At 45.2% G+C, this 26384-nt stretch carries 23 protein-coding genes and 4 tRNA genes; 12 read left to right on the top strand and 15 right to left on the bottom strand.

Annotated elements, in window-relative coordinates; translation table 11 throughout:
* Window positions 1-77: 77 nt before the first annotated feature.
* The 8 genes from EX191_RS12190 to lolB all read right to left on the bottom strand — a co-directional run bounded on the left by EX191_RS12190 (window position 78) and on the right by lolB (window position 4967).
* Window positions 78-152, bottom strand: a tRNA-Gln gene (locus tag EX191_RS12190).
* Window positions 153-184: 32 nt separating this feature from the next.
* A tRNA-Leu gene (locus EX191_RS12185) sits at window positions 185-269 on the bottom strand.
* Window positions 270-309: 40 nt separating this feature from the next.
* Window positions 310-386 (bottom strand) — tRNA-Met (locus EX191_RS12180).
* 284 nt (window positions 387-670) lie between these two features.
* Window positions 671-1762: a redox-regulated ATPase YchF gene (ychF, locus tag EX191_RS12175; RefSeq protein ID WP_005393178.1), complete on the bottom strand. Its 1092-nt coding sequence runs from the start codon at window positions 1760-1762 to the stop codon at window positions 671-673.
* 10 nt (window positions 1763-1772) lie between these two features.
* Window positions 1773-2363 carry an aminoacyl-tRNA hydrolase gene (gene pth, locus EX191_RS12170; RefSeq protein WP_005384112.1) on the bottom strand — a complete coding sequence of 197 codons (591 nt, stop codon included), beginning with the start codon at window positions 2361-2363 and terminating at the stop codon, window positions 1773-1775.
* Between the two features lie 151 nt (window positions 2364-2514).
* Window positions 2515-3459 (bottom strand): ribose-phosphate pyrophosphokinase, encoded by a 945-nt coding sequence (locus tag EX191_RS12165; protein ID WP_005393176.1) that lies wholly within the window; start codon window positions 3457-3459, stop codon window positions 2515-2517.
* Window positions 3460-3486: 27 nt separating this feature from the next.
* Window positions 3487-4359: a 4-(cytidine 5'-diphospho)-2-C-methyl-D-erythritol kinase gene (ispE, locus tag EX191_RS12160; protein WP_193447828.1), complete on the bottom strand. Its 873-nt coding sequence runs from the start codon at window positions 4357-4359 to the stop codon at window positions 3487-3489.
* Complete coding sequence (lolB, locus tag EX191_RS12155) at window positions 4356-4967, bottom strand: lipoprotein insertase outer membrane protein LolB (protein WP_005393172.1); 612 nt, start codon at window positions 4965-4967, stop codon at window positions 4356-4358. Before lolB ends, ispE begins: the two co-directional genes overlap by 4 nt.
* Before the next feature lie 161 nt (window positions 4968-5128).
* Between lolB and hemA the strand changes: the two genes are divergently transcribed.
* From hemA to ybaK, 8 genes are all read left to right on the top strand, one after another.
* Window positions 5129-6385 carry a glutamyl-tRNA reductase gene (gene hemA / locus EX191_RS12150; protein ID WP_005384104.1) on the top strand — a complete coding sequence of 419 codons (1257 nt, stop codon included), beginning with the start codon at window positions 5129-5131 and terminating at the stop codon, window positions 6383-6385.
* Between the two features lie 29 nt (window positions 6386-6414).
* Window positions 6415-7503, top strand: a complete 1089-nt coding sequence (gene prfA, locus EX191_RS12145) for a peptide chain release factor 1 (RefSeq protein WP_005382222.1) — start codon at window positions 6415-6417, stop codon at window positions 7501-7503.
* 3 nt (window positions 7504-7506) lie between these two features.
* A complete protein-coding gene (gene prmC / locus EX191_RS12140; RefSeq protein ID WP_193447827.1) occupies window positions 7507-8361 on the top strand; it encodes a peptide chain release factor N(5)-glutamine methyltransferase in 855 nt (284 codons plus the stop codon).
* 40 nt (window positions 8362-8401) lie between these two features.
* Entirely contained in the window at window positions 8402-8785 is a 384-nt protein-coding gene (locus EX191_RS12135; protein WP_005382225.1) for a SirB2 family protein, read from the top strand.
* Window positions 8786-8791: 6 nt separating this feature from the next.
* Window positions 8792-9601, top strand: a complete 810-nt coding sequence (locus EX191_RS12130; protein ID WP_005384098.1) for a SirB1 family protein — start codon at window positions 8792-8794, stop codon at window positions 9599-9601.
* Window positions 9602-9654: 53 nt separating this feature from the next.
* Window positions 9655-10506, top strand: a complete 852-nt coding sequence (gene kdsA, locus EX191_RS12125) for a 3-deoxy-8-phosphooctulonate synthase (protein ID WP_193447826.1) — start codon at window positions 9655-9657, stop codon at window positions 10504-10506.
* Between the two features lie 151 nt (window positions 10507-10657).
* Window positions 10658-12340 (top strand): bifunctional UDP-sugar hydrolase/5'-nucleotidase UshA, encoded by a 1683-nt coding sequence (ushA, locus tag EX191_RS12120; RefSeq protein WP_193447825.1) that lies wholly within the window; start codon window positions 10658-10660, stop codon window positions 12338-12340.
* Window positions 12341-12442: 102 nt separating this feature from the next.
* Window positions 12443-12916 carry a Cys-tRNA(Pro) deacylase gene (ybaK, locus tag EX191_RS12115; RefSeq protein ID WP_046874289.1) on the top strand — a complete coding sequence of 158 codons (474 nt, stop codon included), beginning with the start codon at window positions 12443-12445 and terminating at the stop codon, window positions 12914-12916.
* A gap of 64 nt (window positions 12917-12980) precedes the next feature.
* On the opposite strand, the gene rluF is transcribed toward ybaK, so the two are convergent.
* The 3 genes from rluF to EX191_RS12100 all read right to left on the bottom strand — a co-directional run bounded on the left by rluF (window position 12981) and on the right by EX191_RS12100 (window position 15088).
* A complete protein-coding gene (gene rluF, locus EX191_RS12110; RefSeq protein WP_193447824.1) occupies window positions 12981-14138 on the bottom strand; it encodes a 23S rRNA pseudouridine(2604) synthase RluF in 1158 nt (385 codons plus the stop codon).
* A gap of 95 nt (window positions 14139-14233) precedes the next feature.
* Window positions 14234-14815 carry a DNA endonuclease SmrA gene (gene smrA, locus EX191_RS12105; RefSeq protein ID WP_005393162.1) on the bottom strand — a complete coding sequence of 194 codons (582 nt, stop codon included), beginning with the start codon at window positions 14813-14815 and terminating at the stop codon, window positions 14234-14236.
* A gap of 132 nt (window positions 14816-14947) precedes the next feature.
* Entirely contained in the window at window positions 14948-15088 is a 141-nt protein-coding gene (locus EX191_RS12100; RefSeq protein ID WP_005382236.1) for a DUF3149 domain-containing protein, read from the bottom strand.
* A 260-nt stretch (window positions 15089-15348) separates the two neighbouring features.
* Between EX191_RS12100 and EX191_RS12095 the strand changes: the two genes are divergently transcribed.
* A tRNA-Pro gene (locus EX191_RS12095) sits at window positions 15349-15425 on the top strand.
* Between the two features lie 319 nt (window positions 15426-15744).
* On the opposite strand, the gene EX191_RS12090 is transcribed toward EX191_RS12095, so the two are convergent.
* Window positions 15745-16167: a hypothetical protein gene (locus tag EX191_RS12090; protein ID WP_065645201.1), complete on the bottom strand. Its 423-nt coding sequence runs from the start codon at window positions 16165-16167 to the stop codon at window positions 15745-15747.
* Window positions 16168-16294: 127 nt separating this feature from the next.
* A complete protein-coding gene (locus EX191_RS12085; RefSeq protein ID WP_006743037.1) occupies window positions 16295-17167 on the bottom strand; it encodes a TraB/GumN family protein in 873 nt (290 codons plus the stop codon).
* 495 nt (window positions 17168-17662) lie between these two features.
* Here EX191_RS12085 and EX191_RS12080 point away from each other — a divergent pair, with 495 nt between their 5' ends.
* Window positions 17663-20314, top strand: coding sequence for a beta-N-acetylhexosaminidase (locus EX191_RS12080; RefSeq protein ID WP_193447823.1), 2652 nt, complete (start codon window positions 17663-17665; stop codon window positions 20312-20314).
* A gap of 438 nt (window positions 20315-20752) precedes the next feature.
* A complete protein-coding gene (locus EX191_RS12075; protein ID WP_005382004.1) occupies window positions 20753-21445 on the top strand; it encodes an oligogalacturonate-specific porin KdgM family protein in 693 nt (230 codons plus the stop codon).
* 55 nt (window positions 21446-21500) lie between these two features.
* Here the strand turns inward: EX191_RS12075 and EX191_RS12070 are convergent, their stop codons facing one another.
* Both EX191_RS12070 and EX191_RS12065 read right to left on the bottom strand, forming a co-directional pair.
* Window positions 21501-21950: a DUF411 domain-containing protein gene (locus EX191_RS12070; protein WP_012842060.1), complete on the bottom strand. Its 450-nt coding sequence runs from the start codon at window positions 21948-21950 to the stop codon at window positions 21501-21503.
* Between the two features lie 21 nt (window positions 21951-21971).
* Window positions 21972-24701, bottom strand: a complete 2730-nt coding sequence (locus tag EX191_RS12065; RefSeq protein ID WP_193447822.1) for a heavy metal translocating P-type ATPase — start codon at window positions 24699-24701, stop codon at window positions 21972-21974.
* A gap of 479 nt (window positions 24702-25180) precedes the next feature.
* On the opposite strand from EX191_RS12065, the gene chiP reads away from it, so the two are divergent.
* Entirely contained in the window at window positions 25181-26302 is a 1122-nt protein-coding gene (chiP, locus tag EX191_RS12060) for a chitoporin (protein ID WP_048626112.1), read from the top strand.
* The last annotated feature ends 82 nt before the right edge of the window (window positions 26303-26384 follow it).

The raw sequence follows: 26384 nt of genomic DNA, 5'->3' as shown, positions 1-26384 counted from the left end.
ATCTTTTGGAGCGAGACAATATAAACCTTCACGCTCTCAGTGACAACCCCTTTTATAAAGGAATCTCACTTGAATAATGGCAGGTCTACCTGGATTCGAACCAGGGAATGGCGGCATCAAAAGCCGCTGCCTTACCGCTTGGCGATAGACCTGCAGGCAATAGTCACAATGACTATTCAAAATATGGTGCGGAAGGAGAGACTTGAACTCTCACACCTTGCGGCGCCAGAACCTAAATCTGGTGCGTCTACCAATTCCGCCACTTCCGCATCTATTCCTAATTGCTCTGATAAAAAGAACACTTAGGAATGGTGGCTACGACGGGATTCGAACCTGTGACCCCATCATTATGAGTGATGTGCTCTAACCAGCTGAGCTACGTAGCCAAAACCATATTTTTTGCTCTCAACGCTTCGTTGCCTTGTCGTTGGGAACGGCGCGCATTATGCGAAGTTGAGTGAGATCCGTCAACAGTTTTTTTTAATAAATTTCGGAAAAAACCTCGTTCGCTTCCTTTTTAAACAAAGAGGCGTGTTTATGATCTAAAACTGGAAATAAATTAGCTCGCAGTTAGGTAATTTATTTTTGCTCATTTACTTAAGGTATTAAAAAAGCCAGCTTAGCAGCTGGCTTTTAGTGTAAATGAAGTGTTTAAAATTCATTCATTTAATTAAACATTGAAGCGGAAGTGTACAACATCACCATCTTTTACGATGTAGTCTTTGCCTTCTAGACGCCATTTACCTGCGTCTTTTGCGCCATTTTCACCATTGAATTGGATGAAATCGTCGTAACCGACTACTTCTGCACGAATAAAGCCTTTCTCGAAGTCAGTGTGGATCTTACCTGCAGCCTGAGGCGCAGTTGCACCAACAGGGATTGTCCACGCACGTACTTCTTTAACACCTGCCGTGAAGTAGGTGTGTAGAGTCAGTAGCTCGTAACCAGAGCGAATTACACGGTTCAGCCCCGGTTCTTCGATCCCCATATCCGCTAGGAATTCTTCGCGATCTTCATCTTCTAGTTCAGATAGTTCAGATTCGATAGCTGCACATACAGGTACAACGACGTTGTTTTCTTTTTCTGCGAACTCGCGAACCGCATCTAGATATGGGTTATTTTCGAAACCATCTTCGTTTACGTTTGCAATGTACATAGTTGGCTTCAGTGTAAGGAAGTTTAGGTAGCCGATTGCTGCTAACTCTTCTTTAGATAGCTCAACTGTGCGTGCCATGCCGCCTTCAGTTAGTACTGGTAACAGTTTTTCTAGTACTGTTAGTTCAAATTTTGCGTCTTTATCGCCGCCTTTTGCCTTCTTCGCGTTACGTTGAATCGCGCGCTCACAAGAATCAAGGTCAGCCATTGCAAGTTCAAGGTTGATCACTTCGATATCTTCGATAGGTGAAACTTTACCTGAAACATGAACAATGTTTTCGTTTTCAAAACAACGTACAACGTGGCCAATCGCGTCTGTTTCACGGATGTTAGCTAGGAATTTGTTACCTAAACCTTCACCACGTGATGCACCAGCAACAAGACCAGCGATGTCCACGAACTCCATCGTCGTTGGAAGAACTCTCTGTGGGTTAACGATCTTAGCTAGTGCGTCTAGACGTAGATCTGGCACAGGAACCACACCAGTGTTTGGTTCAATGGTACAGAACGGGAAGTTTGCTGCTTCGATACCCGCTTTAGTTAGTGCGTTGAACAGAGTTGATTTACCTACGTTAGGTAGACCAACGATGCCACATTTAAAACCCATGATAGTAACCTTATTCAGCTTTGAACGTGTGGAGGCGATTTTGTGCTTTAGATAGGCCATCCTTAATCAGGATATCTAGACAACGAACAGCCTCATCAGCTGCTGCATCTAAAAGCTCTTGCTCTTTAGCTGGCGCTTTACCTAATACAAAACCCGCCACTTTATCTTTGTGTCCCGGATGACCAATGCCAATGCGAAGACGATAAAAATCTTTGTTATTGCCCAGTTTGCTAATGGTGTCACGCAGACCGTTGTGTCCACCGTGACCCCCACCTTTTTTAAACTTAGCGACACCTGGCGGTAAGTCTAGCTCGTCATGAGCAACCATGATCTCTTCAGGTTTAATTTGATAAAATTTCGCAAGCGCTGCGATCGATTTACCTGATAGATTCATGAAGGTGGTTGGGATAAGCAAACGGAGATCCTGGCCATTGACCATAATGCGTCCTGTTAGACCAAAAAACTTTGGTTCGTTCTTCAGTGTAACGTTGTGAACGCGTGCTAATTCTTCTACAACCCAAGCGCCCGCATTGTGACGAGTTCTGGCGTATTCTGGTCCTGGATTAGCAAGACCAACAAGAAGTTTGATTTGTTGACTCAAGGTTAGGATCTCTCTGGAATCTCAAAAAGCGCAGTATGATAGCACAGAATTCTCACAGTGGGCGACCAAGGGATTTTCTGGTTATCAGTACAAATAAAAAAACACCCCAAAGAGGGGTGCTTTTGAAATCAGTGTAACTGAAATGTTCGGATTAGTTGAACATTGCAGAGATTGACTCTTCGTTGCTGATACGACGAATCGCTTCAGCCAACATGCGAGATAGGCTTAGTGTTGTCACTTTGCCTGTTGCAGCCATCTCTTTAGATAGAGAGATAGAGTCAGTTACGATAACTTGGTCAAGAACTGAGTTCTTGATGTTGTCCGCAGCGTTGCCTGAGAATACAGCGTGAGTAGCGTAAGCGAATACACGCTTAGCACCGCGCTCTTTTAGTGCTTCAGCTGCTTTACATAGTGTGCCACCTGTGTCGATCATGTCATCAACGATCACACAGTCACGACCTTCAACATCACCGATTAGGTTCATTACTTCAGAAACGTTTGCACGTGGACGACGCTTATCTACGATTGCGATGTCGATGTCGCCTAGTGCTTTTGCTGTTGCGCGAGCACGAACAACGCCACCTAGGTCAGGAGATACTACAACAGGGTTATCTAGACCGCGAGCCTGCATATCTTCAAGTAGCACTGGCGTGCCGAAGATGTTGTCTACAGGTACATCGAAGAAGCCTTGAATTTGCTCTGCGTGTAGGTCGATAGTTAGAACGCGGTCAACACCAACGTTAGATAGGAAATCAGCAACAACTTTTGCAGTAATTGGCACACGCGCAGAACGTACACGACGGTCTTGGCGAGCGTAGCCGAAGTAAGGGATAACTGCAGTGATACGGCCTGCTGAAGCACGGCGCATTGCATCAATCATAACAACCAATTCCATTAGGTTGTCGTTAGTCGGTGCACAAGTGGATTGAATGATGAAAACATCGCTACCACGAACATTCTCATTGATTTGAACTGCAACTTCGCCATCAGAAAAGCGAGAAACAGATGCATCACCAAGAGAGATGTAAAGACGATCAGCAATACGTTGGGCTAGTTCAGGTGTTGCGTTACCAGCAAATAGCTTCATATCAGGCACGGTGGAAACCTCGGGTTTGCGTCCAGTTTAAATAGGTCGGTGTGAGGCTGATTGGTATTCAGCCAAAGTCTCTTTTAATGGCGAAATATTGCGCCCTTGAGCGACAAATGCCGAGACTTTATCAGAGAGTTGTGCAAGGATAGTTTCTGCTTCAGATTTGCTCGAAAATTCAGCAAAAACGCAAGATCCTGTCCCCGTCAATCTTGACGGCGCGTATTGTAGCAGCCAAGAAAGTTGCTTATCAACCTCTGGGTAGAGCATTCGTACAATTTTTTCGCAATCGTTTACGCTTGGCGTATTTAAAAGTGTTTCTAGATCTCGTTTTGGGGTGTTTCGCGTTAGATCTGGATGACAAAAAACGTCGACGGTTGCGATAGAAACATTCGGTCTGACGACTAAATACCACTTTTCTTCTGGATAAGCGGGGGAGAGTTTCTCGCCAACACCTTCAGCGAAAGCTGCAAATCCGCGCACAAATACGGGCACGTCTGCGCCCAACTTTAAACCAATTTCAGCCAGTTCATCGTCAGTTAGATTCAGTTGCCACAAGTAGTTCAGTGCCACTAGTGTTGTAGCTGCATTCGATGAGCCCCCACCAATGCCCCCACCCATAGGCAGCACTTTCTGTAGCTCAATATGCGCGCCAAAAGGGCAGTTTGAGTAAGCTTGAAGCGCGGTTGCTGCTTTCCATATTAGGTTGTCTTTTAGCGGAACGCCTTCGATTTCAGGGGAAATGGTGATCTCGCCAGACTCGTTGGCTTTTATGGTCAGTTCATCGCCGTGATCGACGAATTGGAATAAGGTTTGTAACTCGTGGTAGCCATTTTCTGTGCGACCGTTGATGTATAGAAAGAGATTCAATTTCGCTGGTGATGGCCAGCGGGTTGAAAGTTCGATCATTGGGTGATGTTCCATTTTGTGATCACTAGATTTATTTTGACGTCAGCAGTGGTGAGTTTCAGCTTATTTGGCAGTGGTAGAGACTGCTCATGCCATTGAACATCGCCATACCGTTGATAAGCAATACGCCAATCATTTAAACCAATTTGTTTGTTTAACGCTTGCAGTGTATTGGTTGGGGACAATTGGAATTTGTCGGCATCGGTCGGTAGGCCTAATAGCCAGTCAGGCATGTGTTCAACGGGCATCATTAACCCCGTAAGACGGTAAATTAGCTGGTTTGCACTGCGAGAGGAAAGGACCTGATCGTCGTAAGTTTCTACTGTGGCACCTTGTGGGGTGATGGTGAGCTTTAATGCCGTTTGTCCGAGAATCGTAGTTAAACGCAACTGGCTTAGTGCTGAAGAATGTTTCCAGTAGAAATTTAAATTTTGTCTTTGGTCTGGGCCAATATAACCAAGTTTTCCCGTTGCTTGAAAATCTTGGATGGTCTCGAGTCGTTGCTCATGAGCTTGCCATTCAACGCTGGTAACACTTTCAGGAACGGAGGAACAACCAGCGAGCAGTAAGCTCGACAAGAAAAAAAGAATAAAGGAGCGTAACGTCATGTTTGATGGCTTATTAATCAGTTTCGTCGGGAATCGCTCACAACTATAGCATTGAAAAGTCGCAGTTAGGAAAACAAATCCGGCTTACCCTTTCAATAAATGCGTGCTTACAGTAAAATTCTGGACCTATTTTATAACCTATCCCAGAGATACCACGTTAGATGTCCTTGCTTGCTATTGGAATCAATCACAATACAGCGTCTGTCGACTTGCGAGAGAAGGTGGCGTTTGGTCCGGATAAACTCGGCCCTGCACTCGAGCAACTTAGAGAGCACGAAGCGGTTAACGGCAGTGTGATTGTTTCAACCTGTAACCGAACTGAGTTGTACTGCGATGTTAAGCAAGGGGCGCGAAATAAGTTAATCGATTGGCTTGCTCAGTTTCATCAAGTGAGCCGCGAAGATTTAATGCCGAGTTTGTATGTGCATGAAGAACAAGCCGCAATTAAGCATTTGATGCGCGTATCATGCGGGCTAGATTCTCTGGTGTTGGGTGAGCCTCAAATTTTGGGGCAGGTAAAACAAGCATTTTCTGACTCGCGAGATCATCAAGCTGTCGATGCTTCAATTGATAAACTGTTTCAAAAGACGTTCTCAGTCGCCAAGCGTGTGAGAACAGAAACAGATATCGGCGGTAATGCTGTGTCCGTGGCTTATGCCGCATGTACATTGGCAAAACATATTTTTGAGTCGTTATCTGATTCAACCGTGCTTTTGGTTGGTGCGGGAGAGACGATTGAACTGGTCGCGAAGCATTTAGCATCCAACGGCTGCACAAAAATGATTGTCGCGAACCGCACTAAAGAGCGTGCGCAAGGCTTAGCGGATCAATTTGGCGCAGAAGTGATCAGTTTGAACGAAATTCCTGAACATTTGGCGAAAGCGGATATCGTGATTAGCTCAACGGCGAGCCCATTGCCTATTATTGGCAAAGGTATGGTCGAAACGGCTCTGAAGCAGCGCCGACATCAACCTATCTTGTTAGTCGATATTGCGGTGCCGCGAGATGTAGAGTCGGAAGTCGGTGAACTGAACGACGCATATTTGTATTCGGTTGATGACTTGCAATCTATCATCGACAGCAACATTGAGCAGCGTAAAGTCGAAGCGATTCAAGCCGAAGCGATTGTTAGTGAAGAAAGCGCTGCGTTTATGACATGGTTGCGTTCACTGCAAGCCGTCGATAGTATTCGCGACTATCGCAAATCAGCCAACGAAATTCGTGAAGAGTTACTGAGCAAAAGTTTGCAATCTTTAGCGGCGGGCGCAGATCCAGAGAAAGTGCTGCGCGAGCTGAGTAATAAACTCACCAACAAACTGATTCACGCTCCAACTCGCGCATTGCAAAGTGCGGCAGAGCAAGGCGAACCAGCAAAATTAACGATTATCCGCCAGACACTCGGCTTGGATGATCTATAACTCACGCTTTTTATTAAGAAAACGACACTATGAAAGCCTCTATTCTGACTAAGCTAGAAACGCTAGTAGAACGTTACGAAGAAGTTCAACATCTTCTTGGTGATCCTGATGTAATTGGAAATCAGGACAAATTCCGTGCTCTATCAAGAGAGTACTCTCAGCTAGAAGAAGTAACCAAGTGCTTCCAAGCTTATCAACAAGCACAAGAAGATCTTGTCGCCGCTGAAGAGATGGCAAACGAAGACGACGAAGAAATGCGTGAAATGGCGCAAGAAGAAATCAAAGAAGCGAAAGCGACGATTGAGCGTCTTACTGATGAGTTACAGATTCTTCTTCTGCCAAAAGATCCGAACGATGATCGTAACTGTTTCCTAGAAATTCGTGCAGGTGCGGGTGGCGACGAAGCGGGTATCTTCGCGGGTGATCTATTCCGTATGTACAGCAAGTACGCAGAAAAGCGTGGCTGGCGCATCGAAGTGATGTCTTCAAACGAAGCTGAACACGGTGGTTACAAAGAGATGATCGCAAAAGTGAGCGGCGACGGTGCGTACGGCGTACTGAAGTTTGAGTCTGGCGGTCACCGTGTACAGCGTGTTCCTGCAACTGAATCCCAAGGCCGTGTGCATACTTCTGCATGTACCGTAGCGGTGATGGCGGAAATCCCAGAAGCGGATCTGCCAGAAATCAAAGCAGCAGACCTGAAAATCGATACGTTCCGTGCATCTGGCGCGGGTGGTCAGCACGTTAACACCACGGATTCTGCAATCCGTATTACTCACTTACCAACGGGTACGGTGGTAGAGTGTCAGGACGAGCGTTCACAGCACAAGAACAAAGCGAAAGCGATGGCGGTTCTTGCTGCTCGTATCGTTCAAGCGGAAGAAGAGCGTCGTGCCGCAGAAGTGTCTGATACACGTCGTAACCTTCTAGGTTCTGGTGACCGTAGTGACCGTATTCGTACCTACAACTACCCACAAGGTCGTGTGTCTGATCACCGCATCAACCTAACCATCTATCGTTTGAACGAAGTGATGGAAGGTGACCTGCAGAGCTTGATTGATCCTGTGATTCAAGAGCACCAAGCAGACCAACTTGCGGCGCTCGCAGAGAACGGCTAATCGATGAGCCAAGTTCAATCAATTGAGCAAGCACTGAAAAGTGCGACGGCGAAACTGGCAGAAGGCGGCAAAGAGTCGCCTTCTCTCGATGCAGCTGTACTCCTCTGCCATATCCTTGGCAAACCACGAACTTATCTACTGACCTGGCCAGAAAAAGCATTAGAAGCAGAGCAACAAGCAAAATTCGACGCTCTACTTGAACGACGTTTAGCTGGTGAACCCGTCGCTTATATTATTGGTGAGCGAGAGTTTTGGTCTCTACCGTTCAAAGTTTCTCCCTCCACCTTGATCCCAAGACCGGATACAGAACGTTTGGTCGAAGTTGCACTCGATAAGACCTATGAGCAAACAGGACCTATTTTAGATCTTGGAACGGGGACGGGGGCAATTGCTATCGCACTCGCATCTGAAATGCCAAAACGTCAAGTGATGGGCGTAGATCTCAAGCAAGAAGCGAAAGCACTTGCAGAGTACAATGCTGAGCAGCTAAACATCAAAAATGTGACCTTTGCTCAAGGCAGTTGGTTCGAGCCTATTGCAGAGGGTACGAAGTTTGCTTTAATTGTCTCCAATCCGCCGTATATTGATGAAAAAGATCCACATTTATCCCAAGGTGATGTGCGCTTTGAGCCAAAATCTGCATTAGTTGCTAAGGAGAATGGTTTAGCCGATATCCGCCATATCTCGGATCTTGCTCGTCAGTATCTTGAAGTAGGCGGTTGGCTGGCATTCGAACATGGTTATGATCAGGGTGATGCCGTACGTGAGATAATGCGTGGTTTTGGTTACCAACAAGTTGCCACGGAAAAAGATTATGGCGGTAACGACCGAGTAACACTTGGTTGCCTGGCCAGTTAATCATGGAAGTCAGCAAACACTAACTAAAAAGAGAAGAAAAATGTACGTAGCTCTAAAACACATACACTTAGTGACGATTGCGCTCAGCGCGACACTATTATCGATCCGATTCGTGTTAATGATGATGAACTCACCGAAGCGAAATAATCGCTTTTTGAAAGTGTTTCCCCACATCGTTGATACTGCATTGCTAGTGTCAGGTATCGCGCTTATTTTCATTACTGGTTTCATCCCGTTTACTGATGCCGCACCGTGGTTAACAAACAAAATCACCTGCGTACTAGCGTACATTGCGCTCGGTTTCTTCTCGTTGAAGCTTGCGAAAAACAACCTACTGAAGATATTTGGCTTTTTCGGCGCATTAGGTTGGTTAGTCATGGCTGCAAACATTGCTGTGTCTAAGAGCCCTACGTTATTTGGATAAGACGTCATGTTAGAGTTTTTTGACGAAGATTTTGACAATATACCGTTGGTGGAAGGTGCGCTTGAGCTAAACAAAGCGATTAACCCAGAAACCAAAGTACATTGGGCGAAACAAGAGTTAGAGCGTCTTTACAAAGATGCAGAAGCCACGCTTGTTCATGAAACCGATGAAGAGCAACGATTTGATGCATTCCTACGACTGTTTTTCCACGAGTGGGGATTCAAAGGCGACGAGCAGGAATACTTTATTTCGGACAACAGCTTCATTGATAAAGTATTGGAGCGCAGAAAAGGTATTCCCGTGAGCTTAGGTTCGATTTTGTTATACCTAGGCAAAAAGCTGGGTTTCCCGTTGAAGGGAGTCACTTTCCCTACTCAGTTCCTACTAAAAGTCGATTGGATGCATAAAAAGCCAGACTACATTAACCCATTTAATGGTGAGTATGTGGGGGAAAGAATTCTCCAAGCTTGGCTTATTGGTCAAGAAGGGCCGTTGGCTCAGTTAAAGCCAGAACACTTTGAAGAAGCTGACAATCCAACCATTATTGGTCGCTGGTTAGCGTTGATCAAAAGCGCGATGTTACGTGAAGAGCACTACACGCTGGCGTTGCGTTGTACGAACCTTGCGTTAACCTTTGTGCCAGATGACCCATACGAGATTCGTGACCGTGGTTTTATTTTCCAACAGCTAGAGTGCCCTCAAGTGGCGGTGTCAGATTTTCAGTACTTTATTGACCAATGCCCTGACGATCCGGCTTCTGAGCTACTAAAATCACAAGTTAATGTGATGAGTGAAACGCACGTCACACTTCACTAATTTTATCGATGTGCCGAACTGTGGCGTATCGTGGACAGAAAAAGAGAATCAAAATGGAACAGAAAATCGTTAATATCGGCGACATTCAGGTTGCTAACGACAAGTCATTCACCCTATTTGCAGGTATGAACGTTCTTGAGTCTCGTGATCTTGCGATGCAGATCTGTGAGCACTACGTAAAAGTAACGGAAAAACTTGGCATTCCTTACGTATTTAAGGCGTCGTTTGACAAAGCAAACCGCAGTTCTGTTCATTCATACCGTGGGCCAGGCCTGGAAGAAGGTATGAAAATCTTCCAAGAGCTAAAAGACACATTTGGTGTGAAGATCATCACGGACGTTCACACTGAAGCGCAAGCTCAACCTGTCGCTGACGTGGTAGACGTTATTCAGCTTCCTGCATTCCTAGCTCGTCAAACTGACCTTGTTGAAGCAATGGCAAAAACAGGTGCGGTTATCAACGTGAAGAAACCTCAATTTATGAGCCCAGGTCAAGTGGGTAACATCGTTGAGAAGTTCGCGGAATGCGGTAACGACAAGATCATCCTATGTGAGCGCGGCTCTTGCCACGGCTACGATAACCTAGTCGTAGACATGCTTGGCTTTGGTGTGATGAAAAATGCGTCGAAAGGCAGCCCAATCATCTTTGACGTGACGCACTCACTACAGATGCGTGACCCGTCAGGTGCGGCATCTGGCGGTCGTCGTGAGCAGACAGTTGAACTTGCGAAAGCGGGTCTAGCAACAGGCATCGCAGGTCTATTTATCGAGGCGCATCCAAACCCAGACCAAGCACGCTGTGATGGCCCATCTGCACTGCCGCTAGACAAGTTAGAACCGTTTCTAGCGCAAATGAAATCTCTTGATGATCTGATCAAGAGCTTTGCAGATATCGATATCAAGTAAACGCCAGATGACTGGTGATCAAATGCAATAGCCAACCTCGTGTTGGCTATTTTTTTATCAGATGGCGCATCATTCTCAGCTTCTTGCTGTAAAGGCTCTAGGCCGCTGGGAATGTGCATCAGTGACTCCCAATAAGAAAAAAGGTAAATAAATGAAGCAGCGTCTGATTATTAAAACTGCGTTGAGTGCCGCTATTTTGGCCTCGTTAGCTGGGTGTGCTACGCAACCTGCACCAGAATGGAATGCAGATACAACCTATAAATTGACCGTGCTACACACTAACGATCATCACGGTCGTTTTTGGCAAAATCGATACGGCGAGTACGGTATGGCGGCACGTAAAACGTTAATAGATGATTTGCGTGAAGAAATACAAGCAGAGGGGGGCAGTGTGTTACTGCTTTCTGGTGGTGACATCAACACTGGAGTACCTGAGTCTGATTTACAAGATGCCGAGCCAGATTTTAAAGGCATGAGCAAAATTGGTTACGATGCGATGGCGCTAGGTAATCATGAGTTTGATAATCCATTGGATGTGCTTTTCAAGCAGCAAGAGTGGGCAAGTTTTCCGATGTTGTCTGCCAATATTTACGATAAAAATACTGGCAAGCGCCTATTCCAACCGTACGCGATGTTTAACAAACAGGGTATTAAGATTGCAGTAATTGGTCTTACAACCGAAGATACAGCGAAACTTGGCAACCCTGAATTCATTGAACAAATTGACTTCCGTGATCCAAAAGAAGAAGCCAAGAATCTAATTGCTGAGCTGAAAGAAACGGAGTACCCAGACCTTATTTTTGCTGTCACACATATGGGACACTATGAGAATGGCAATAGAGGCATCAATGCACCTGGTGATGTAGCGTTAGCTCGTTATTTGAATGAAGGTGATCTGGATATGATTGTCGGTGGTCACTCACAAGAGCCGGTTTGCATGGAAGGTCCAAACGTCATCAAAAAGAGTTTTAAACCGGGTAATGAATGTCAGCCTGATCAACAAAATGGTGCTTATATTGTTCAGGCACATGAGTGGGGGAAATATGTGGGACGCGCCGATTACGAGTTTCGTAATGGTGAACTCTCGATGGTGAGCTACGATCTGATCCCAGTAAACTTGAAAAAGAAAATTAAAGTTGATGGTCAGTCGCAACGAGTTTTGATCCAAGAAGAGATTGAACAAGACGAAGCGATGCTTGAGTTTCTTCGTCCTTATCAAGAAAAAGGTCAGGGCAAGCTAAACGTGAAGATTGCAGAATCTAACGGTAAGCTTGAGGGTGACCGCAGTGTGGTTCGTTACCAGCAAACAAACTTAGGTCGATTAATTGCAACGGCTCACATGGAACGTGCAAAAGCAGATTTCGCCGTAATGAATTCTGGCGGCGTTCGCGATTCGATTGCAGCAGGTGACATTACCTACAAAGATGTGCTGACTGTGCAGCCATTTGGCAATATGGTCTCTTACGTTGATATGACGGGCAAAGAAGTATTGGATTACCTAAATGTCGTTGCAACTAAGCCTGTCGACTCTGGAGCTTACGCGCAGTTTGCGGGTATTGCGATGAGTATCAATAATGGTGAGGTAACCAATGTGTTCATTGGTAATAAGCAACTTCGCTTAGATGGTAATTACCGCTTTACCGTACCAAGCTATAATGCTGCTGGTGGTGATGGTTACCCTAAAATCGACGATCATCCTGGGTATGTAAATACAGGTTTTACCGATGCTGAGGTTTTGAAGGATTATTTAGAAACACACAGCCCTATTGATGTTAATGAGTATGCCCCTTCAGGTGAAATCACGTATTTAGTTGATACGGCGATTGATCAGTAACCCAACAGAGAAAAAGCGATTGACTCAAACTCGCTGATATCATTAACTAAAAGCGCAGATCCAATTCAATCTGCGCTTTTTGTTTTTATGAGGAGAATCTTGATGACTCCGGCCATTAATCTTGCGAAAAAGAAAAAAATTCCACACACGATTCATCAGTATGAGCACGACCCTAGAGCCGATAGTTATGGCTTGGAGGCTGCTGAAGTACTGGGGCAGGATCCGAAAACAGTATTTAAAACCTTGCTGTTCTGCTTGAACGGCGAGCCAAAGAACCTTGCGGTTGCGATTATCCCTGTTGATCAAAAGCTGAACCTAAAACTGGCAGCGAAAGCAGCGAAGGGCAAAAAGGCCGATATGGCTGATCCGGAAATCGCGCAAAAGACCACAGGTTATGTTGTTGGTGGGATTAGCCCACTGGGGCAGAAGAAAGTCTTACCTACTTTTTTGCACGAAAGCGCAGCAGAGCAAGACACAATCTGTGTAAGCGCAGGGAAGAGAGGATTAGAGATTGAACTCGCCCCGAGAGATTTGCTTGGATTAACTCGTGGTCAGTTTGCACCTCTTTGTTTGTAAACTCATGACAAATAAAAAGGACGCTCATGAGCGTCCTTTTTTGATCTTGCCTGTCAGTGAAGCGTTACTTCTTTAGACTCAATGTACCACCGGTGCGTTTAGCTGGTTTGCTTGGCTTCGCGACATTTGGGTTCATGTAATGCTGCTTAGGCTTACTCGGTGATTGAGGCTTGTTTGCTGAGTGCGTATTGCTCGATGCATCTGGTTTACGGTGTGATTTACCATGCTTGCTTTGCGGTCTGCTGCGTTCACCTTGTGGTTTCGTTTTGTAATGTTCTTTTGCTGGACGTCCGCCTTCATCATCACGCTGACGGCGCTTTTGTTGACCTTTTTTCGAATTTGGAGCATGACGAAAATCGTCTGCGTTATTTCCGCGGTAGGTACGTGGCTTTTGATTTCGTCGAGATACCGAGTCTTGGTTTTCTTCACGGCTGTCATATAACTTCGCGTCGGTCGCTTTACGAATATTGCGGCCTTTTGAGTCAACACGAGATGCCTCTTCTGTACCCACCGAACCATCGCACATAGCAAGAATCTCAGCGACTTCATCGTCAGTTAAGTAACGCCATTTTCCGTTCGGAATACCGTCAAGAGAGATATTCATGATTCGAACACGACGAAGCTTAAAGACTTCGTAACCTAGTGCTTCACACATACGACGGATTTGGCGGTTAAGTCCTTGAGTGAGCACAATACGGAAAGAGAACTTAGTCTCTTTCGTTACCTTACAAGGTAGGGTGACGGTATCGAGAATCTTAACGCCGCTCGACATCTGTTTGAGAAACTCACCTGTAATCGGTTTGTCCACGCGCACAACGTACTCTTTTTCGTGGCTGTTGCCAGCACGGAGGATTTTGTTGACGATATCACCATCGTTGGTCAAAAAAATCAGACCATCAGAGGGTTTATCCAAGCGGCCGATCGGAAAGATACGTTTTTTGTGACCGATAAAATCAACGATGTTTCCAGGTACATCTCGTTCTGTTGTACAGGTGATGCCTGTTGGTTTATTGAGAGCGATATAAATCGGCTTCTCTTTTGCTGCAACTGGCTTACCATCCACACAAACATCATCACCAGGTAGCACTTTTGTTCCCATTTCAGGCTTGTTTCCATTAATGGTGACACGACCTTGTTCAATCAGTCTGTCTGCCTCACGGCGTGAACAAAAACCTGTTTCACTGATGAATTTATTTAATCGTTTAGCGTTGTCTTGTGACATTTTTGTCTCCTAACGTTTCACAACGGCGAATGAAGTTTCCTTCCCGTGAAAGGGAAGGAAGAATAAGGGCGGGCATTCTAGCATTAGGGTGAAATTTAGCCCAACCGTTTTTGGTGACGTTCGCGAGTTTCTAATTTCTTTTCCGCACTTTTTCTAAGTAGAACGTAAACGGCTCCGGTCCCACCGTGAAAGCGTTGCGCACTATGCACGCACTGAACTTCTCTGATTTGTTGTAGCCAGCTGCTAACAAAGCTTTTCATTAGTGCTGGTGGATTTGAGCGTTCTCCTCGGCCGTGGACAATAACGACCGTTCGTATGTCCATTGATAGGCACTGTTTTAAAAACTTTACGACTTCATCACGAGCTTCTTTCAATGTTTTACGATGCAGATCTAGGCGTGCTTGGATTGGATATTTGCCAAGACGAAGCTTGCGGTAAACCCCGTCTTGTACGCCATCACGTTTAAACTCAACAAAGTCCTCTGGTTTCAGCATTTCTGCGTGATCAAGTGACAGGTATTCTGGGTCATCTTCTGTTAGCCAGATTGCTGCTTCTCTCTTGGCGAGCTGTGCTTCGGTTACTTGGTGTACTTTTTTGTGTTCGGCGGTGTCTTGAGTGATCGGCTTTACATCGCCCATCATCTGTTGGAACAGATCAAAATCGTCATCGTGAGACATAGTAGTAATCTCATTAAGAACAGGGAGGAATAATAGGATTATATCAATGAGTGGTGCATTGAGATCAAATAAAAAACCGGAGTAGGCAAGTAACCGACTCCGGTGCAAAGCGTTTCTAGAGCTAAGCGAGATCTAGTGAGGAGATTTGTCGTTCATGATCTTGTATATGAAGAAACCGCCGTAAAATAACATCAGACCAATTGCCCCAAAGATTACTATCATTGACGATAGACCCACTGCATTACCAAATAGGAGATCAAGCCAAAAGTCCATACGTTTCCTCCAAGATGTTCCCGACAGGCATAAAACTAAATGGCAGTGCCTTGTTGCACACTGATCTGGATCAATTATGTTGCTAAGGTTAATAAACTGTATTTTGTTGTGAGTTATCAGTCACATTTTACGTGCTAGTGTTCAGTTATTCATCAAACGAATTAAGACCTAAGGTTTTTTTGTAAAAAGCACTTGCGTCACAGTCCAGAATCCGTAATATACGCATTCGTTGACGAGGACAAGTCCTCAGTTAAAGATCTCGGTGAATAGCGCAGTTTGGTAGCGCATCTGGTTTGGGACCAGAGGGTCGGGGGTTCGAATCCCTCTTCACCGACCATATTGAGAAAAAGGCTCTACAGAAATGTAGAGCCTTTTTCGTATTTGGTGATATTTATTTGGAGCCAGAGGGTCGGGGTCTGGTGCGCCAGTCCGATGGAATGCCAGTCCAATCGAATCCCTACTTCACCGACCACTTTTAGAAAGCCTGCTCAATGAGCAGGCTTTCGTCGTTTTTAGCGCTAGTAATTTTAGACTTCAATAGTATTGAGCCAAATGGGTTCACCTGACGTTAGAATATGGCACTTCACCGACACGTATTGAGAGGAAGGCTCTACAGAGATGTAGGGCCTTTTCATTTTTTAGAGCGAGTAAATTTATTACTTGATGTCACACGAGATAGTGCTGATAGGAGTTTCAGAAGTTGTGAAGCAAACATAAGCGGTCTTTGGATGGTTTGGACCAACTTTGATGTAACCTGCTTTTAGTTCGTCTTCATCAAACGTGACAGAGTGAGATTTGCTCGTACTTCCATCAAAGTAAACAGCTTCAAAGCCTTGATTCATCATATGTGCGACGCGATTTCGGGTATGGTTAGTGGAAAAAGTGATGTTCGCACAACGCATCATTGGTTTTTCGGTAATAAGAAACTGGCCACTCTCTTTATCTAATACCCCGCCTTTTGCTTCTGGGGTTATATCAATAGCTTGAAAATTTTCTACGTTACATGACGGTTTAGCATAAGCAAGCGATGAAGTGAGCATCATGCTGCTCACGCATAGGAATAAAGCTTTAAATTTCATATGAGTTATTATGTATCCGCATAGGTTAGAGTCGTTTTAGCAGAGGAGTAAACCATTGTCAGTGATCGTGTTAGCGTGATGCCTTGCTATTCATCATTGATGAGGCCGGCTGCCTTCAAATAAATTTCTAAATATGGCACCTAGCTTGGCGGGTTTTACCGAGTGGTTTTATGTCAAAGCCCCTTTTTTTAAGCAGCTCAATCAGATTATCTTTACCAACTAAATGCAAACTGCCGACAACAACGGTATAGCGACCCGAACGTTGAGGTAGGACACTGCCAGTATCAAGCTTTTTTGCCCAATCTCGATTGCGCTCATATAAGAAAGCCTGATTAAAATCTTCTGTTGCTTGATCGGTTAATGATGCCTCAACCAACATGCTACCATCACCGCTCTTCCAACTTTCTATCAAACACTGAACCAATTCTTCCCCACCGTCATATTCTTCAATTGACGAGAGGAGCATCTCTTTACCACCTTCTGATTGACCTGCTATTAAATCAATTTGGAATTGCACGGACTCCAGTGGAATGACCGGGATTTGTTTTTTATCAGCGAGTCCTATTAAGTGCATGTCGACCCCTTTATCAGAGACATACCCCAGCTTGTTGACTAAAGCGAGTTGGATGGTTAATGCAGCCGTCCATGGTGGAGAATTTAAAAGTTGAGTTTCAGGCAACCCTAAATCTTGTGCTATCTCGACTAAGTGGCGACGTTGAGCCTTATCTAAAACATCTTTAGAAAGGATGGTTGTTTGTGGGTAAACCAAGCCTTCAGAGTTTCTGACATCTGCTTCGATAATCAACCCAGCGCTTTGGCTTAAGTGCTGAGTAATAGTTTTAGGGAGTGGGTACATCGTTTTATCGCCCACATGCACAGAGCCAATGATCATCAGCTCGGTTTCCCCTTTTTTTGCTAACCAATGTTGCGGTTCTGCATAAGAGGAAAAGGGAGCAAAGGCAACAAGTAGGGATGATATGAGTGTCAAGAGACGAAACATAGAATGGTCCTCAGGTAAGATACCTTTAAACTTTATACGCAAAAATGCTTGAGGTTAAGTGCAATTTCTCTAGTGGGGATATTCGACAAAATCGTCATTTCTAAAAATATTGACGAGTTTTGACGACGAATAAATGAGAGTCACTTCACGAAAGATAAATAGGTCATTCGCTTACTAATGGTTCACAAAATAATTAGGCGTGATCCAAATCTTACAAAATCAGTCGTAACTCATGAATATGAGTGACCTAGATCGCAGCAAACTCGTCAAAACAAGTTGTTCGATTTTGACGTAGCTTGTAACTTCATGAAAGTTAAGTTTTTATGGTTTTTGCTGAGTATCATTTTTTGAACTAGATCACTTCCTATTTCTATTTATTTTACTCTTAGAAATAACTGGTTGTATGTTGAATGCAACTGTTAGGCCCCTCGCATTTGAGGAGCCGCGATGTTTATCGTTGTCGTTTTGAACCACTGACTTTTTTGGGGAAGTAAGATGTTTAAACCTAGTCTGATTGCTGTTTCTGTTATCACCACATTAGCAGGTTGCTCTGCTCTGCAAAGCTCTGAGCAACAAGTTGTAAATTCACTGGCTCATAACCTTGATATTCAATACCAAGTGTTGACTAACCACGGTGCAAACGAAGGTCTTGCTTGTCAGGATTTAGGAGCTGAGTGGGCTTCTTGTAACAAGGTGAACATGACGCTAGTTAACCAAGGTGAAGCGGTTAACTCAAAAGATTGGGCTATCTACTTCCACAGCATTCGTCTGATTTTGGATGTAGATAATGATCAGTTCAAAATTTCTCGTGTAACGGGCGACCTACACAAACTGGAACCAACAGATAAGTTTGATGGCTTTGCGGCGGGCGAAGAAGTGGTACTTCCACTAATTGGCGAATACTGGCAGTTATTTGAAACCGACTTTATGCCAGGCGCTTTCGTGGCTGCACCAAACGCAGAACCTAAGATGATCGCTTCTCTTAACACAGAAGACGTTGCATCTTTCGTGACTGGCCTTGAAGGTAACAACCTAAAACGTACGCCAGATGACAACAACGTATTTGCAAACGCTGTGTCTCGCTTCGAGAAGAACGAAGACCTAGTAAAACAAGATGTATCAACCACGTTACTACCAACGCCAATGTCTGTTGAAGCAGGCAAAGGTACAGTAGATATCGCGGCAGGTATTGCGCTGCCTAAAGACGCATTCGATGCGACTCAATTCGCAGCAATTCAAGATCGTGCAGAAGTGGTAGGTGTGGACGTTCGTGGTGATCTTCCTGTAAGCATCACTGTTGTTCCTGCAGACTTCACCGGTGAATTGGCAAAATCTGGTGCTTACGAGATGAGCATCAAAGGCGATGGTATTGCGATTAAAGCGTTTGACCAAGCAGGTGCTTTCTACGCAGTACAATCTATCTTTGGCCTGGTAGATAGCCAAAATGCTGATTCTCTACCACAACTGTCTATCCAAGATGCACCGCGCTTTGATTACCGTGGTGTGATGGTGGATGTGGCTCGTAACTTCCACTCTAAAGACGCCATTCTCGCAACGCTAGACCAAATGGCAGCGTACAAGATGAACAAACTTCACCTTCACCTAACCGATGATGAAGGCTGGCGTTTAGAAATCCCAGGCCTACCTGAGCTGACAGAGGTTGGCGCTAATCGTTGTTTCGATACACAAGAGAAAAGCTGCGTACTGCCTCAGCTTGGTTCCGGTCCAACGACAGACAACTTTGGCTCTGGCTACTTCAGTAAAACAGACTACGTGGAAATCTTGAAATACGCGAAAGCGCGTAACATTGAAGTCATTCCCGAAATCGATATGCCAGCGCACGCTCGTGCCGCAGTAGTATCTATGGAAGCTCGTTACGACCGTCTAATGGAAGAAGGTAAGGAAGCTGAAGCGAACGAATACCGCCTGATGGATCCTCAAGATACTTCTAATGTCACTACGGTTCAGTTCTACGATAAGCAAAGCTTTATCAACCCGTGTATGGAATCTTCCACTCGCTTCGTAGATAAAGTGATTTCAGAAGTGGCAGCAATGCACGCTGAAGCTGGGGCACCGCTAACGACATGGCACTTTGGTGGCGATGAAGCGAAGAACATCAAGCTTGGCGCTGGTTTCCAAGACGTGAACGCGCAAGACAAAGTTAGCTGGAAGGGCACGATTGATCTGTCGAAACAAGACAAGCCATTCGCGCAATCTCCACAATGTCAGGCGTTAATCGCAGAAGGCACAGTGAGCGATTTTGCTCACCTACCGAGTCATTTTGCACAAGAAGTATCAAAATTAGTTGCTGAGAAAGGCATTCCAAACTTCCAAGCATGGCAAGATGGTTTGAAATACAGCGAAGGTGAGAAAGCATTCGCAACAGAAAATACGCGTGTTAACTTCTGGGACGTTCTTTACTGGGGTGGTACATCATCAGTGTACGAGTGGTCTGAGAAAGGTTACGACGTGATCGTTTCTAACCCTGACTATGTGTACATGGACATGCCATACGAAGTTGATCCGAAAGAGCGTGGTTACTACTGGGCAACACGTGCAACCGATACGCGTAAGATGTTTGGCTTTGCACCAGAGAACATGCCTCAGAACGCAGAAACCTCTGTAGACCGCGATGGCAACGGCTTTACTGGTAAAGGTGAAATCGAAGCGAAACCTTTCTACGGTCTATCAGCACAGCTTTGGTCTGAGACAGTACGTAACGATGAGCAATACGAGTACATGGTATTCCCTCGCGTACTCGCAGCCGCTGAGCGTGCATGGCATCGCGCAGTTTGGGAGAACGACTACAAAGTCGGTGTTGAGTACTCGCAAAACTCTAACCTAGTTGATAAAGCATCGCTAAACCAAGACTACAACCGCTTTGCGAACGTGCTTGGCCAACGTGAACTGGCTAAGCTAGAAAAATCTGGTATCGACTACCGCCTTCCAATTCCTGGTGCGAAAGTAGAAAACGGCAAGCTAGCTATGAACGTTCAGTTCCCTGGCGTTGAACTGCAATACTCATTAGACGGTCAAAACTGGCTGACTTACGCAGACAATGCTCGTCCAAGTGTGAAAGGAGAAGTGTTTATCCGCTCTGTATCGGCGACAGGGGAAAGAGCAAGCCGCGTAACTAGCGTGAAATAACCTTAATCTTCTCAGCTAAATTTAAGCAAACCCTCAATGTCATGTTGAGGGTTTCTTTATTTTTATGGGAAATTAAGTGTGACCAATGTCTGATTATTTTTCATTGATAAATAAGTTTTAGCTTGTAATGGTCAGGGTTATTGTGAACTGGATCGACTTAATTTGCTAAATGTCAATAAATTACCTGTTTATGATCACACTTCTATTTTTTGAATCATTATAGAAAAATACGGTAAGTGCCTGTATTTACCATACTTTTATCAGGGTTGTTGAGCGTCGGTTTGAACAAGATCACTTTTTAAAATGTTTTATTTTCCATCGCGAATTAATTGGAACAATATTGCGATCGCCAAGGAGGCACATTCCAAAGTTTGCGATAAAAGGGAAGAGAAGCCCTTTAAAACCGTCGCATAACGTGAATAAATAAAGGCAGTAATTATGAAAAACATTTTTGCACTGAGTGCTCTTTCTCTCGCTTTCGCTTCTAGCGCTTTTGCTGGTTCTTCTTACGTAACGGGTAACGTTCAATTCCACGATGATGGTCGAATCCATGGTTCGGACGTTACGTCTACACTGGAAGCTGGTCATACTTTTGATAACCAATTCGGCGGCTTTACGGTTTACACCGAATTTGATGGTATTCAGTTGGGTAAACTGGAAACAGAAAACGGTGGCGCGGGTAACACAACACCAGCAATCACTGTGGGTGGTGAGCAGTCATTTAACATTACCGATCATTTATGGGTTGCAGCGGGTTACCAACACTTGTTCTCTGCTGGCGAGAACGTACAGTACCGTCCATTGGTTAAGATCGGTTACAACTTCGATAACGGTATCTCGCTAAGTAACCGTACTCGTGCGCATATTGATGCGACAGACGCAGATGCGGATACAGATTACCGTATGGATAACCGTATTGGTTACGTGATGAATGAAGATGTGACGCTAAGCTACAACAACGTCTACATGATTGAAGCGGAAACGATGGACCACGAGCTTCGCGCAACGTGGACACGTAAAGGTGTTCAGCCTTACTTTGAGTTCCGTAGCCAAGCACACGGTGCAGAAAACGCAAGTGGTGATAGCCTAGTTAACAATGCGTTTGTATTTGGTGCCTCTTACGGCTTCTAATCTTATATTTGTCTATTAAGAAAAAGCCCAGCAATTGATTTGCTGGGCTTTCTTGTTATTTGTCGTTGCCTTCGTGGTGGCTATATTCGAACACTTGGCCTTTTTCGTTAAACGCGTAAACAGTGTAGCTGTCTTTTTTATCGCCATACTCCATACCAGGGGAACCCATTGGCATGCCCGGTACCGAGAGCCCTTTTGCGTTACGTGGTGGATTTTCTAAGAATGCTTTAATGTCTTCGGCTGGAATGTGACCTTCGAACACATAGCCGTTGATTTCTGCTGTGTGGCAAGAGTAAAGCTGTTCGTTCTTGATGCCTAGATCGCGTTTTATGGCGTTCATGTCATCGTGCAATTTCTCTTCGACCGTAAATCCGTTCTCTTCCATGTGTTTTGTCCATTCACCACAGCAGCCGCAGTATGGCGATTTGTGGTTAATGACATCAGCTGCCAATACGTTGGCGGATGCGGTCGCAAGCATTGCAAAGGTCAATAATTTCAACTTCATAATAGCCTCAAATATAAGTGGTTATTTTACTGAAAAAAGTCGTAGTCGATTTGCATTACTAACGACAGTAATAGATGACAGCGCCATTGCCGCACCTGCGACAACTGGGCTGAGCAAAAATCCAAATGCAGGATAAAGTACGCCTGCGGCAACAGGGATCCCCAGTGAGTTATAAACGAAGGCTCCAAATAGGTTTTGCTTCATGTTTTTAAGTGTAGCGCGCGACAGTTCAATCGCATGTACCACCGCCATTGGTGACGTGTTCAGGATGGTCATTTGCGAACTTTCAATGGCGACATCACTGCCGCTACCCATGGCAATACCAAGGTTGGCTAACGCGAGAGCAGGGGCGTCGTTAATGCCATCCCCCACCATTGCCACGACATGGCCTTGGGATTGAAGTTGCTCAATGTGCTGAGCTTTCTCATCTGGCATTACTTGAGCGATTACTTCATCAATACCAAGTTCTTGACCGATAGCGTTGGCTACGTGTTGGTTGTCACCCGTTAGCATTACCGTTTTGATGCCTTGCGATTTTAATGCAGAGAGCGCTTGTTTTGCATCCGATTTGATTGGGTCAGCAATGGCGATCAGGCCGACTAACTCACCATCGAGCGCAACGGCAACCGGAGTCCATGCGTTCTGAGCACATTCGTCAATTTCATCCTGAAGAGCCTCTGTTGCAACGTTTTCCGCTTGCATAAATTGAAGCGAGCCAATAAGCAGCGGTTTACCTTGATACGTTGCCAAAATGCCGCGCCCACGAACGTTTTCAAATTTATCGAGAGTCACTTCTTGCGTGTCGTGCTGATTAGCAAAGTTGCATACCGCTTTTGCTAGTGGGTGCTCTGACTGACGCTCGGCGGCGTACGCTAACCCCAACAGCTCTTCTTGGCTGGTGGTCTGAGTAAACACTTGCTGCACACTCGGTTTACCTTGGGTAAGCGTGCCTGTTTTATCGAACACAACCGTATCTATTTTACTCGCTAGCTGCAGGGCATCAGCATCTTTGATCAAAATGCCGAGTTCTGCGGCTTTACCCACACCCACCGTGACAGAAAGTGGGGTTGCTAAGCCTAGAGCACAAGGGCAGGCGATGATAAGTACGGTTGTGGTGACCACCAGCATATAGCTCGCTTTTGGCTCTGGGCCAACGGCAAACCAAACAAGCGCGGCCAGTATTGCTATGCCTACAACGACAGGGACAAACACCGATGAAATCTGATCTGCCAATTTAGCGATGGCGGGCTTGCTGCTCTGAGCGCTGCGCACCATACGAATAATACGTGCGAGCATCGTATTTGCGCCGATTCCGGTAGCCTCTATAGTGAGAGAGCCGTCGGTATTCAATGTTCCTGCGGATACATGAGCCTCTTGTGCTTTTAATACAGGAACGGGTTCACCTGTTAGCATGGACTCATCAATGTACGATTCACCATTAATTACCGTACCGTCGACGGGCACTTTCTCTCCCGGCTTGATACGTAATTTCATTCCTAAAGTGATTTCTTCTACCGCGATTTGTTTATCACCTTGCTCAGTGATGACGGTCGCTTGTTGAGGCTGTAAGTTCACCAAAGCCTGAAGCGAGCGAGTTGTGTTTGCTTTCGCTTTGGCTTCTATATAGTGACCAAGTGAAATCAAACCAATGATCATCGCGCTGGCTTCGAAGTAAACATGACGAGATGCCATTGGGAACCAATCTGGGAAAATCACCACAAGCATAGAATAGAACCACGCTGCGCCAGTACCGAGCGCAACTAAGGTATCCATCGTGGCGCGCTTGTGAGTGGCTGCTAACCAAGCGTTACTAAAGAACTGTTTTCCGGCAGTGGCAAGCAGCAGCAAACACACAATACCGATCGCGCCCCAAACCAATTGGTCATTGGTGTTGCGAATCATCATGTTGCCACCAGCAACACCCCAAATCATCAAAGGGGCACCCACAACAAGGCCGGCAATGGCATCCAACTTAAAACGTTTTTGCTGTTGACGTTGTTGCTGCGCTTGCTTTTCTTGCTGTGTCGCGGCGTCTTGTAAAACCTCGCCTTGGTAACCCGCTTGTTTGACAGATTGCAAAATAGATTGATGTAACGAATCTGAGTCTTCAGTCACAAACACCAGTGCGCTTTGTTCTGCGAGGTTTACCTGAGCTTTTTCAACCCCTTGTACATTAGTCAGGGCTTTTTCTACTGATGCGACACAGCTTGCACAGGTCATACCTTGAATCAACATCTGTAGTTGAGCTGTGCCTGCTGGTTGCTCGTCAGGCGCTGCTTGGTCGCCTTTTTCGCTTTGATATGTCTGGCTTTGGCGTTGATCGGGAGTGATTGCCTTGTGCTCTTCAGCAACTGAGTTATCAGTAACAGCGCTATTGTTGGCCGTATAGCCCAAGCTGGCAACTAGCTCAATGACTTGTTGCTCGGAGAGTAGGGTACGAATCTCTAAGTGCGTTGTTGAAGCCTCGAAAGAAATAACGTCTTGATGAGAGTCTAATAAAGACGAGAGTTTTTTCACGCAGCCGCCGCAGCTTAAGCCTGAAAGGTTTAACTCGTACTGATTTCCTGCTTGGTAACCAAGAGATTCAATTGATGAGACAAGCTCTTTGAGAGAGGACTCGGTTTTGACCTCGACTTGCGTTGGGGACAAAGTGAGGATCTCTACATCGTGATTCGCATGTAAAGCCTTCTCAACTTTTCTCGCACAGCCCATGCAGTTGAGCCCTGATAAAGGTATGACAAACTGATACATAATCTGCACCTCAATAATAGTGATACATTGAGCTTAAACCTTTCTGCAAGGGTAAGGTCAATACCCATTTTTTGTTCTCAACAATTTCGTCAAAATCGCTTGAATCACAAAAGTTCACTGCCATTTTACTTGCGAGTGATCTCAAGGTTTTTTCTCTCTGAATATAAAGTTCCGTTAAAACACCTAAAAGATGAATGAAGTCGCTCACGCTTTTAAGATGCTCTCAATGTCAGTTCAGTGTCAAGAAGTGCTTTTAACGTTTTTAACTTTTTATATTTGAACTTAATTATTTGATTATTAAGTATTTATATTGTTTTTGATCTTCTCATTTTGAAGTCGCTCAGATTGCTGTAGGGAAAGTTTTTTAGTGCGAAAAAAGTTTGTCATATTTGCCCCGTCCAAACATTGTTTCAAGTTCCTGCCATGTCCTAGTTAGCGAATTTGAAAATGGAAAAAACTAAAAAATATAGGGGTTAAAAATGTCTTACCTAAAGAAAAGCCTACTTGCTACGGCAATCACAGGCATGATGTTCAGTGGTGCTGCATTTGCTGATGGTGCAAACAGTGACGCAGCAAAAGAGTTCCTAACCAAAGATTCATTCTCTTATGAAGTTTACGGGATCATCGCGATGCAGGCCGCGTACCGCGATTACGATTCTGGCAACAAAGCAACGGACGATGATCTAGGTGGCATGCAGCTAAACAACGAATCTCGCATCGGTTTCCGTGGTAAAAAACAATTTGCTAACTTCGGCCCTACTTTTATTTGGCAAATCGAAGGTGGTTACGTTGACCCTAGCTTTGGCGGCGAGGGTGCAGGTCTTGGTGAACGTGACACATTCGTCGGTTTTGAAAGTGCATCTTGGGGTCAAGTTCGTTTAGGTCGTGTATTAACACCGATGTACGAATTAGTTGACTGGCCTGCATCTAACCCAGGTCTCGGTGACGTTTACGACTGGGGTGGTGCAATTGGTGGTGCTAAGTATCAAGACCGTCAATCAAACACCATTCGTTGGGACTCCCCAATGTATGCGGACAAATTCTCTCTAGATATCGCGGCAGGTGCAGGTGACAAAGCGGGTCTGGGTGAAGGTGATGACTACTGGGGTGGTGTCGCAGCGCACTACAAAATTGGTCCAATTCAGTTAGATGCTGCATACGAGGGTAACCGTAACATTAAGATGGAAGGCCAAACGTGGGAAAACAACACATACTTGGTGGGTGCTCAAGGCTGGTTTGATAACGGTATTTCTTTCTTCGCGCAATACAAATACATGGAAGCTGACGCAAGCAACGGCGTGAGTGAGAAGCAAGACGCAATGTCTGCCGCTATCATGTACACCACTGGTGATTGGCAATACAAACTGGCTTACGCAGCGAACTTTGATCTAGAGCGTGATGGTAAGACAATTAACGATACAGCAGACGATGTACTATCTGCACAAGTTATGTACTTCGTAGACCCATCGGCAGTGCTTTACGTACGTGCTCGTACGCTAGACTTTGGCGACGGTGCATATCAACTGGATAAACCAACAGAAGCGCGTTGGAAATCTGCGGACTACGATGAGTTCTCTGTGGGTGTTGAATACTACTTCTAATAAAGAAGCAGCTAAAAGGGCGGAAACGCCCTTTTTGTCTTGATACTGATTCAAATAAGCCTTTGGAATGACTGGCCTGTAA

This window comes from Vibrio chemaguriensis (assembly GCF_012275705.1).
GTDB lineage: Bacteria > Pseudomonadota > Gammaproteobacteria > Enterobacterales > Vibrionaceae > Vibrio > Vibrio diabolicus.
Note: the sequence above shows the minus strand (reverse complement) of the source record. Positions and strands in the feature narration are given on the sequence as shown.

Excerpts from the sequence above, each read along its gene's own strand:
- smrA (WP_005393162.1), bottom strand. The coding sequence starts at position 14,815 with ATGTCTCACGATGACGATTTTGATCTGTTCCAACAGATGATGGGCGAT.
- EX191_RS12065 (WP_193447822.1), bottom strand. The coding sequence starts at position 24,701 with ATGTATCAGTTTGTCATACCTTTATCAGGGCTCAACTGCATGGGCTGT.
- EX191_RS12075 (WP_005382004.1), top strand. The coding sequence starts at position 20,753 with ATGAAAAACATTTTTGCACTGAGTGCTCTTTCTCTCGCTTTCGCTTCT.
- EX191_RS12090 (WP_065645201.1), bottom strand. The coding sequence starts at position 16,167 with ATGAAATTTAAAGCTTTATTCCTATGCGTGAGCAGCATGATGCTCACT.
- EX191_RS12080 (WP_193447823.1), top strand. The coding sequence starts at position 17,663 with ATGTTTAAACCTAGTCTGATTGCTGTTTCTGTTATCACCACATTAGCA.
- chiP (WP_048626112.1), top strand. The coding sequence starts at position 25,181 with ATGTCTTACCTAAAGAAAAGCCTACTTGCTACGGCAATCACAGGCATG.
- ychF (WP_005393178.1), bottom strand. The coding sequence starts at position 1,762 with ATGGGTTTTAAATGTGGCATCGTTGGTCTACCTAACGTAGGTAAATCA.
- EX191_RS12130 (WP_005384098.1), top strand. The coding sequence starts at position 8,792 with ATGTTAGAGTTTTTTGACGAAGATTTTGACAATATACCGTTGGTGGAA.
- ushA (WP_193447825.1), top strand. The coding sequence starts at position 10,658 with ATGAAGCAGCGTCTGATTATTAAAACTGCGTTGAGTGCCGCTATTTTG.
- ispE (WP_193447828.1), bottom strand. The coding sequence starts at position 4,359 with ATGATCGAACTTTCAACCCGCTGGCCATCACCAGCGAAATTGAATCTC.
- ybaK (WP_046874289.1), top strand. The coding sequence starts at position 12,443 with ATGACTCCGGCCATTAATCTTGCGAAAAAGAAAAAAATTCCACACACG.
- EX191_RS12135 (WP_005382225.1), top strand. The coding sequence starts at position 8,402 with ATGTACGTAGCTCTAAAACACATACACTTAGTGACGATTGCGCTCAGC.
- EX191_RS12100 (WP_005382236.1), bottom strand. The coding sequence starts at position 15,088 with ATGGACTTTTGGCTTGATCTCCTATTTGGTAATGCAGTGGGTCTATCG.
- rluF (WP_193447824.1), bottom strand. The coding sequence starts at position 14,138 with ATGTCACAAGACAACGCTAAACGATTAAATAAATTCATCAGTGAAACA.
- kdsA (WP_193447826.1), top strand. The coding sequence starts at position 9,655 with ATGGAACAGAAAATCGTTAATATCGGCGACATTCAGGTTGCTAACGAC.
- prmC (WP_193447827.1), top strand. The coding sequence starts at position 7,507 with ATGAGCCAAGTTCAATCAATTGAGCAAGCACTGAAAAGTGCGACGGCG.
- prfA (WP_005382222.1), top strand. The coding sequence starts at position 6,415 with ATGAAAGCCTCTATTCTGACTAAGCTAGAAACGCTAGTAGAACGTTAC.
- EX191_RS12085 (WP_006743037.1), bottom strand. The coding sequence starts at position 17,167 with ATGTTTCGTCTCTTGACACTCATATCATCCCTACTTGTTGCCTTTGCT.
- hemA (WP_005384104.1), top strand. The coding sequence starts at position 5,129 with ATGTCCTTGCTTGCTATTGGAATCAATCACAATACAGCGTCTGTCGAC.
- EX191_RS12070 (WP_012842060.1), bottom strand. The coding sequence starts at position 21,950 with ATGAAGTTGAAATTATTGACCTTTGCAATGCTTGCGACCGCATCCGCC.
- lolB (WP_005393172.1), bottom strand. The coding sequence starts at position 4,967 with ATGACGTTACGCTCCTTTATTCTTTTTTTCTTGTCGAGCTTACTGCTC.